General features: G+C 72.3%; 7 protein-coding genes. 2 read left to right on the plus strand and 5 right to left on the minus strand.

Going from position 1 to position 8,756, the window contains the following annotated elements; genetic code table 11:
* Positions 1–37: 37 nt before the first annotated feature.
* The 5 genes from QSK45_RS08010 to proB form a co-directional block, all read right to left on the minus strand.
* Complete coding sequence (locus QSK45_RS08010; RefSeq protein WP_285554606.1) at positions 38–1,102, minus strand: SCO2583 family membrane protein; 1,065 nt, start codon at positions 1,100–1,102, stop codon at positions 38–40.
* Between the two features lie 91 nt (positions 1,103–1,193).
* Positions 1,194–1,739, minus strand: a complete 546-nt coding sequence (locus QSK45_RS08015) for an SCO2584 family spore wall biosynthesis protein (RefSeq protein WP_490993514.1) — start codon at positions 1,737–1,739, stop codon at positions 1,194–1,196.
* 109 nt (positions 1,740–1,848) lie between these two features.
* Positions 1,849–3,135 (minus strand): glutamate-5-semialdehyde dehydrogenase, encoded by a 1,287-nt coding sequence (locus tag QSK45_RS08020; protein WP_285554609.1) that lies wholly within the window; start codon positions 3,133–3,135, stop codon positions 1,849–1,851.
* Positions 3,136–3,210: 75 nt separating this feature from the next.
* Positions 3,211–3,636 carry a DUF8830 family protein gene (locus QSK45_RS08025; protein WP_285554610.1) on the minus strand — a complete coding sequence of 142 codons (426 nt, stop codon included), beginning with the start codon at positions 3,634–3,636 and terminating at the stop codon, positions 3,211–3,213.
* A gap of 132 nt (positions 3,637–3,768) precedes the next feature.
* Entirely contained in the window at positions 3,769–4,875 is a 1,107-nt protein-coding gene (proB, locus tag QSK45_RS08030; RefSeq protein ID WP_285554675.1) for a glutamate 5-kinase, read from the minus strand.
* 1,238 nt (positions 4,876–6,113) lie between these two features.
* Between proB and QSK45_RS08035 the strand changes: the two genes are divergently transcribed.
* Positions 6,114–8,333 carry a bifunctional glycosyltransferase/CDP-glycerol:glycerophosphate glycerophosphotransferase gene (locus QSK45_RS08035; protein ID WP_490993515.1) on the plus strand — a complete coding sequence of 740 codons (2,220 nt, stop codon included), beginning with the start codon at positions 6,114–6,116 and terminating at the stop codon, positions 8,331–8,333.
* 50 nt (positions 8,334–8,383) lie between these two features.
* Positions 8,384–8,756: UTP--glucose-1-phosphate uridylyltransferase (locus QSK45_RS08040; RefSeq protein WP_285554613.1), on the plus strand; the 373-nt coding region annotated here is incomplete at its 3' end.

Genomic DNA, 8,756 nt, shown 5'->3' on the forward strand with positions numbered 1-8,756 from the left:
GGCCCGGCGGGAGCCCGCCCCGGGACCCCGCCGCTCCTCACGCCCTGGGCTGCGCCCCGGGGGCCAGCGTTCCGCACAGCGAGGCGGGGCTGTCGGTCCGGTAGGGGTCGGTGCCCGCGGGGGCGCCCGGACGGGAGGTCTGGCCCGCCAGGAGGGGGCGCAGGTAGGACGTGGAGTCCTCGGCGCAGGACAGGGGGCCGGCCTCGACGTAGGCCGTGATCAGCTGGACCTGGCGGGTGCGCAGGTCGTCGCGGGTGAAGCGGAAGGTCACGGCGCGGCGGACGGTGAAGAGGGAGACGCGCGCGCTCGCGGGGCCGGCGGGGCGCAGGGCGTAGACGAAGGTGTGGTCGGCGCTGACCTCCAGGGTGGCCGGGTCGGCCTCGGTGACACGCAGATCGCCCTGGACGCGGATCCGGTCGTCGGCCAGCCGGTCGCGGGCCGGGTCGAGGCGCACCAGCCAGCCGGTGGGGGCGTGCCGGCCGTCCGCCGCCGGACGGTCGAAGCTCTGGTCGAACTGGGCGAGCTGGTCGGAGTCCACCAGCGCCCGCGCGGGCGCCGCCGTGCGGCCGTCGAGCACCTCGGGATACAGCGAGGAGCGCACGATGTAGTCCTTGGCCGTGGTCAGCGCGGTCACGACCTGGCTGTCGGAGAAGTGCGCGGTGCCCCGCGCGGCCGGCAGCGGGATCCCCTCGGCGCCGACGTCGAACTGCGCGGCCGGGCTGTGCGCGTACAGCGTCTCCGCGTCCCTCCCGCCCGGCACCTCGGCCTGCGGGGCGAGCGGTATCACCGTCATCCGCAGGGGCTCGGCGGGCCGTGGGGCGCCGGCGGGGTCGTAGGGGTGGCGGACACCCATGTAGACGGCGGTGGCGAAGGCCACGGCGATCAGCAGGACCAGGATCATCGCCTGCCGGACGAGCCCCCGGTGCGGCGGCCTGCGGCGCACGGCGGGCGCGTGGTCGGCCATCCGCTCCTCGGCGGAGTACTCCTGGAGGCGGGCAGCGCGCACGAACGACTCGTCGAACACGACGGATCGGTACTCGTCCTCGGCACCGCCGGGGCCGCCCTCGGGTGCCCCCTCCGGTGGGTCTCCAGGCCCGCCCATACTTTCAGAGTGGGTTCCGTGGGCCCCGGGTAAACGCCCCGCTCCACCACAACTTCTGACACGCCCTCACCCCGGGCGGCACAGGGGCCGGTCAGGGCAGGTGGGGCACCGCCGACGCCTCGGGGCGGACGGGAGCCGCCGTGGGAGCCTGGTTCTGGCCGGTCGTGGTGGGCGGCGGAAGCTGGTCGCGGGTGCCCGAGGAGGTGCCCCGGTAGACCGCGGCGAAGGCCAGGGCGACCATGCCGACGCCCATCACCACGGCGAGCACCCAGGCCACGGGGCGGTGCCAGCGGACCTGCTTGCCGTGGCCGTCGAAGGGGCCGCGGTCGAGGGCGTGGACGTCGTCCGGCTCGTCCCAGTCGTCGTCCGGATCGGCGCCGGGATCGGCGCCCCCGTACCCGTCGTCGTAGCGCTCGCCCCGGGCGCGGGCGCGGCGGGCCCGCTCGGAGGCCTCGGCTCTGGCCTCGGCGGCGGCGAGGAGGCGTTCGACGGCGGTCGGCTCATGGACCGTGGCCGCCCGTACGAAGGCCTCGTCGAAGACCACGGAGGCGAACTCTTCGTCCGACACCCCGCGGTCGTGGTCGTCGTCGGGCTCCCAGCCGTCAGGGAACGGCGTGCCCCCCACGTCCTCCGGCACACGACCAGAGTAGACCTGGGGGGTCAATTTGGGCAGACGGTACGGAAATTCATCCACCTGTCGAGACGCCCTCCCGGCCGCCTGCCGGGGAGCCGTCCCGCTCGCCGGCTCAGCGGCGCACGTGCCCGTCGCCGGTGACGATGTACTTGGTGCTGGTCAGCTCCGGCAGGCCCATCGGGCCGCGGGCGTGCAGCTTCTGCGTGGAGATGCCGATCTCCGCGCCGAAGCCGAACTGCCCGCCGTCGGTGAACCGGGTGGAGGCGTTCACGGCGACGGTGGTGGAGTCGACCAACTGGGTGAAGCGGCGGGCTGCCTGCTGCGAGGTGGTGACGATCGCCTCGGTGTGCCCGGAGGTCCACAGCCGGATGTGCTCGACGGCCTTGTCGAGGGAGTCCACCACGGCGGCGGCGATGTCGTACGACAGGTACTCGGTCTCCCAGTCCTCGGGGGTGGCCTCGACCACGGTGGCCTTGGAGTCCTTGGCGTGGGCCATGACCCGCTCGTCGGCGTGCACGGTGACGCCGGCCTCGGCGAGGGCGTCCAGGGCGCGCGGCAGGAAGGCGGCGGCGATGTCCTGGTGGACGAGGAGCGTCTCGGCCGCGTTGCACACGCTGACCCGCTGGGCCTTGGAGTTCACGAGGATGTCGATCGCCATGTCGATGTCGGCCTGCGCGTCGACGTAGACGTGGCAGTTGCCGGTGCCCGTCTCGATGACGGGCACGGTGGACTCGCTGACCACGGTCCTGATCAGGGAGGCGCCGCCGCGCGGGATGAGGACGTCGACCAGGCCACGGGCGCGCATCAGCTCGCGCACGGACTCGCGGCTCTCCCCCGGCACCAGCTGGACCGCGTCGGCGGGCAGCCCGGCGCCGCCGACCGCGTCCCGGATCACCCGGACCAGGGCGGTGTTGGACTCGTAGGCGGAGGCGGAACCGCGCAGCAGGACGGCGTTGCCGGACTTCAGGCACAGGGCGGCGGCGTCGACGGTGACGTTCGGGCGGGCCTCGTAGACGATGCCGACGACGCCGAGCGGGACGCGGACCTGGCGCAGGTCGATGCCGTTGGGGAGGGTGGAGCCGCGGACCACCTCGCCGACCGGGTCGGGCAGCCCGGCCACGTGGCGGACGTCGGCGGCGATGGCGCGGACCCGCTCGGGGGTGAGCGTGAGCCGGTCCACGATGGCCTCGCTGGTGCCGTTGTCGCGCGCCTTGGCCACGTCCTTGGCGTTGGCCGCCACGATCTCCCCGGCGCGCACCTCCAGGGCGTCGGCGATGGCGAGCAGCGCGTCGTCCTTCGCGGCGCGCGGCAGCGGCGCGAGGTCGGCGGCGGCGGCCCTGGCCCGGTAGGCGGCCTGGGTGACCGGGGACATCGAGTCGTACGGCGAGAGCGTGGTCATGAGGGAAGGGTAGTGCGCGGTGCGGAGCCCTTCCGCGCACGTTTCACACCCCGAGACGAAAACGCCGGTAAGGGCTCAGAAGGGGTGGACCCCTACGGGTGTCGCGGGCGGTGGCCCGTAGCCCTCGGCGACGCGCTGGTGGTACGTCTCGCGGTCGATGACCTCCAGGCCGACGATCTCCCACGGGGGCAGTCCGGCGCTCAGCCGGTGCTCGCCCCACAGGCGCAGGGCGACGGCGGCCGCGTCATGCAGGTCGCGGGCCTCCTCCCAGTACCGGATCTCGGCGTGGTCGCTCGCGTATCTGCTGGTGAGCAGGAAGGGGTGGTCGTGGGCCAGCTGCTCCAGGGCCCGGCGCAGATCCGTGAGGGGGACGCTCCCGCCGGCCACGCTGAGGGTGACGTGCCACAGCCGGGGCAGGTCCCTGGGCTCCTCGTAGGTGTCACCGGCCGCGACGCTCGTCAGGGCACCTCGGGTGGTACCCCCAGGGCGCACTCGTCTCACGACGGCCTCCTTCACCCGAGTGCTCGGAAACATGTCTTGCACACAAAGTTGAGCAGGCCGTAAGGCTTCGCGGGGCGGTTTTACGGAACGTCCCCCACCGGAGGCCCGCGGGGGCGCCCCGCTGTACGAGTGTCACCGGTGCAGGAGCACCAGGTCGTCCCTGTGTACGACCTCGCGTTCGTACGCCGGTCCCAGCTCGCGCGCCAGCTCGTGGGTCGAACGGCCGATCAGCCGCGGGATCTCCTTGGCGTCGAAGCTGACGAGCCCCCGCGCCACCGCGCGGCCCCCCGTGTCCCGCAGCTCCACCGGGTCGCCGGCGCTGAACTCGCCCTCCACGGCCGCGATTCCCGCGGGCAGCAGCGACTTGCGGCCCTTGACGACCGCCTCCACGGCGCCGTCGTCCAGGGTGAGCGCGCCCTGCGGGGTGGAGGCGTGCTGGAGCCACAGCAGCCGGTCGGCGGAGCGCTTGCCGGTGGTGTGGAAGTAGGTGCCGGTGTCGCCGCCGCCGAGGGCGTCCGCCGCGTGCACGGCGCTGGTGAGCACCACCGGGATGCCGGCGGCGGCCGCGATCCCGGCCGCCTCGACCTTGGTGACCATGCCGCCGGTGCCGACGCCGGCCTTGCCCGCGCTGCCGATCTCCACGCCCGCGAGGTCTGCGGGGCCGCGCACCTCGGCTATCCGGGAGGTGCCGGGCCTGCTGGGATCGCCGTCGTAGACGCCGTCGACGTCCGAGAGGAGGACGAGCAGGTCGGCGTGGACGAGGTGGGCGACGAGGGCGGCGAGCCGGTCGTTGTCGCCGAAGCGGATCTCGTCGGTGGCGACGGTGTCGTTCTCGTTGACGATCGGCAGGGCACCCATCGCGAGGAGTTTGTCGAGGGTGCGCGAGGCGTTGCGGTGGTGGGCGCGGCGGCTCATGTCGTCGCTGGTGAGCAGGACTTGGCCGACGCGCAGGCCGTAGCGGGCGAAGGAGGCGGTGTAGCGGGCGACGAGCAGGCCCTGGCCGACGCTGGCGGCGGCCTGCTGCCGGGCGAGGTCCCGGGGGCGGCGGCGCAGTCCGAGCGGGGCGAGCCCGGCGGCGATGGCACCGGAGGAGACGAGGACGACCTCCTTCTCCCCTCCGCTGCGGCTCTTGGCCAGCACGTCCACCAGGGCGTCCACGCGGTCGGCGTCCAGGCCGCCCGCCGCGGTGGTCAGGGAGGAGGAGCCCACCTTGACGACGATCCTGCGGGCCTCCACCACGGCCTGCCTCGCGCTTGCCACTTGCCTGCCGTCCCTTTCGCCCGTACCGGCCCCGTGCTGCGCAATGTACGCGACCCGGGACCTTCGGCGCGCTCCGGTTCCGGTGGGCGGACGCCCGCCGGTCACCGCACGCGCCGAGCGGCGGAGACCGGAAAACCGAGGAAATCCGGGATCGCGCTTCCGTGCACGGTGTCCGTGAACAGGACGGGGCGCGGCGGCGGAATAACCGGTCGCCTTTTCTTTTCCCGGATCTCCGGGGTGGCTCGCTTCGCGATGTCCGATCGCAGACGCTTCCTGCAAACAGGGGCGCCGTCATCGGGACGGCGCCCGTTCCCGCCGGGACGGCCGCCGTCCCGCACAGCGCCGGGAACACCCCGGGACCACGCCTCCGCGCGGTTTCGGCCGCGGTGTGCGCGGCGGTGTCGAATCCACCACATCGGGGCCGCACCTGCGGGCGGAGCCTCGCGGCATCCGCACCGCGGACTCCGGCGGCACCTTCGCGGGGCGGGATGACCGGATCGCCCGGTTCGCCTTCCCCGACGGCGGTGTTCTCACCGAGGACTCACCTTCTCTTACCCGGTACGCCCCCGGGAACGGGCCGACCGGGCCACGCGGCGACCGGTCCGGCCGGGGAACCGGATCACCGCCCGCCGCCGGGCCCGCGGCGCCCTCCGCTTGCGCCCGCGGGACCCCGCCGGCTCCGCGCCGGGCCCGGCCGCACCCTCCCTCGCGGCCGCACGCCGGGCCCGGTCGGCACCCCCGTGCGGGGGCCTGGGACAGAGCCGTCCGGGCCCCTGACCGGCCGCCATCGGCACGGTCCCGCCGTGCGGCGCACCCGCCCCGGTGGTCTCCGGCACCGGCTCGCGCGGGAGAGTGCGCGCCTCCCGCCGGAACGTGCTCGTCCGGGCTCGGGGAAGGCGTGCCCGCGGGGTCCCGGACGGCCCCGCCCCGAACGCCCCCGCGGGCGCCCGTGAGTCACGCCACACCCGGGTCCGCCCGGTCCCGCGCGGCCGTACGGTGAGACCATTCGGAGGGGCACGTTAGGGTAGGGTTAAACGCCCCTTAACCTCGCACTCCTTGTGCCTCTCGCCCCCACGCCGCACCGGCACCGGGAGGCGGTTGAGAGTCTGACCGACAGTCCAGGAGCCCCAAGCATGCCCGTAGCGAATGGAAACGCTTCGCCGAAAATAAGCGTTGTCGTCCCTGTCTACAAAGTCCAGGGATATCTGCGTGCGTGCTTGGACTCTATTCTGTCCCAGTCCTTCGAGGACTTCGAGATCGTCGCCATCGACGACCACTCCCCCGACTCGTGCGGGAAGATACTCGATGAATACGCCGCCCTCGACAGCCGCGTCATACCCGTGCATTTCGAGGAGAACCGGGGCATCGGAAAGGCGCGCGACGCCGGTGCGCTGAAGTCCCGCGGCGAGTACATCCTCTTCCTCGACAGCGACGACACGCTGGCCGACGGCGCGCTCCAGGCGATAGCCGACCGCCTGGAGGTCACGGGCAACCCCGACATCCTGCTGCTCAACCACGTCCGCACCTACTGGAACAACCGCGTCCAGGCGAGCGCGGCCGGTGAACTCCTCGCGAGCGCGGGGACGGACGTCTTCACGGCCCTCGAACGGCCCGACTTCCTCACCATGTTCGCCGTCGTCTGGAACCGCGCCTACCGCCGCGAGTTCTACGTCGGCAACAACTTCGTCTTCACCGACGGCATCTACGAGGACGCGCTCATGGTCTACAAGACCATGCTGACCGCGGAGCGCATCGCCGCCACCGACCACGTCTGCGTCGAGTACCGCCAGCGCCGCCAGGGCAACTCCATGCGCACGCCCGGCCGCAAGCACTTCGGCATCTTCCAGCAGTACGCCCGCCTCTTCGAGTTCCTCGACGAGCGCCCGCACCTGGAGTCCGTGCGCGCCCTGTTGTTCGAGCGCGCGGCGAGCCACTACCTGTTCACGCTGGCCCGCGAGGACCGCATCGTCCCCAAGGACCGAGCGGAGTTCTTCAAGCTCGCGGCGGCCTCGTACAAGCGCTACAAGCCCAAGGGCTTCGTGCTCCCCGAGGGCTCCCAGGGCGTCCGGTTCCAGCTGCTGGAGCGCGGCTCCTACACGGCGTACGCCGCGGTGACCGCCGCCGGCAACACCCGCCGGCAGGTCATCCAGCGCGCCACCAAGGTCAAGACCAAGCTCGGCAAGACCGCCTACAACCGGCTGTACCGGCTGCACCTGCGCCGCCCGGTGGACGAGAACCTCGCGGTCTACGCGGCCTACTGGAACCGCGGCGTCGCCTGCAACCCCGCGGCCATCTACCACAAGGCCAAGGAACTCGCCCCGAACGTGCACGGCGTGTGGGTCGTGCGCCGCGACATGGTGGACAACATCCCCGCGGGCGTCGACTACGTGGTGGCCAACTCGCCGCGTTACTGGGAGGTCATGGCCCGCGCCAAGTACCTCGTCAACAACGTCAACTTCCCGAACAACATCGTCAAGCGCCCCGAGCAGGTCTTCCTCCAGACCCATCACGGCACCCCGCTGAAGCAGATGGGCATCGACCAGCAGAAGTACCCGGCGGCGGCGAAGAACATGAGCTTCGCCAAGATGCTGGAGCGGGCCGACAAGTGGGACCTCAGCCTCACCTCCAACCAGCACTCCACGGAGAACTGGGAGCGGGTCTACCCCTGCGCGTTCGAGGCGATCGAGTTCGGCTACCCGCGCAACGACGTCTACTTCCGCACCGACGGTGACGGCGTCCTGCGCATCCGCCGCGAACTGGGCATCGAGGACGGCAAGAAGGCCGTCCTGTACTGCCCGACGGTGCGCGACTACCAGAAGGGCTACGTCCCCCGCATCGACCTGGAGCGCTTCTGCTCCGAGCTGGGCCCGGACTTCGTCGTCCTGGTGCGCACGCACTACTTCTACGGCGCCGACCCCCGCCTGGAGGCCCTCCAGGAGCGCGGTCTGATCAAGGACGTGTCGACGTACCCGGTGGTGGAGGACCTCTGCCTGGCCGCCGACGCGCTGATCACGGACTACTCGTCCATCATGTTCGACTACGCGTGCCTGGACCGCCCGATCGTCACCTACGCCGACGACTGGGAGGTCTACCGCAAGGCCCGCGGTGTCTACTTCGACATCCTCTCCGGCCAGCCGGGCGAGACCCCGGGCGCGACCGCGACCGACGAGGACCAGCTGATCGAGGTCTTCCGTTCCGGTGCCTGGAACAGCGCCGAGGCCGCCGAGCTGCGGGCCGCGTTCCGTGAGCGCTTCGTGCAGTTCGACGACGGAAACGCGGCGGAGCGTGTGGTGCGCCGCCTCTTCCTCGGGCAGCAGGAGACCACCCCCGCGGTGATCCCGCTGGCGGACCGGACGCCCGCGCCCGCGCCGGGGGCCCTCGCCAAGGCCCGCATCCCGCGCCAGCCCACCGGTGAGCACGGCCTCATCGACGCCTGAGCCCGGCCGCACCGGCGCCCGACGTGCAGAACGAGAGAGACGAACACCTGATGGCTTCCCGCCCCACCATTTCCAAGGCGGTCATCCCGGCGGCGGGTCTTGGCACCCGGTTCCTGCCGGCCACCAAGGCCACTCCCAAGGAGATGCTGCCGGTCGTCGACAAGCCCGCGATCCAGTACGTGGTCGAGGAGGCCGTGTCCGCGGGGCTCGACGACGTCCTCATGATCACCGGTCGTAACAAGCGTCCCCTGGAGGACCACTTCGACCGCAACTACGAGCTGGAATCCGCCCTGGGGAAGAAGGGCGACGCCGAACGGCTCGCCAAGGTGCAGGAGTCGAGCGACCTGGCGACCATGCACTACGTCCGCCAGGGCGACCCCAAGGGCCTCGGCCACGCCGTGCTGTGCGCCGCCCCGCACGTCG

This window comes from Streptomyces hygroscopicus subsp. hygroscopicus, from assembly GCF_030269125.1.
Taxonomy (GTDB): domain Bacteria; phylum Actinomycetota; class Actinomycetes; order Streptomycetales; family Streptomycetaceae; genus Streptomyces; species Streptomyces hygroscopicus_C.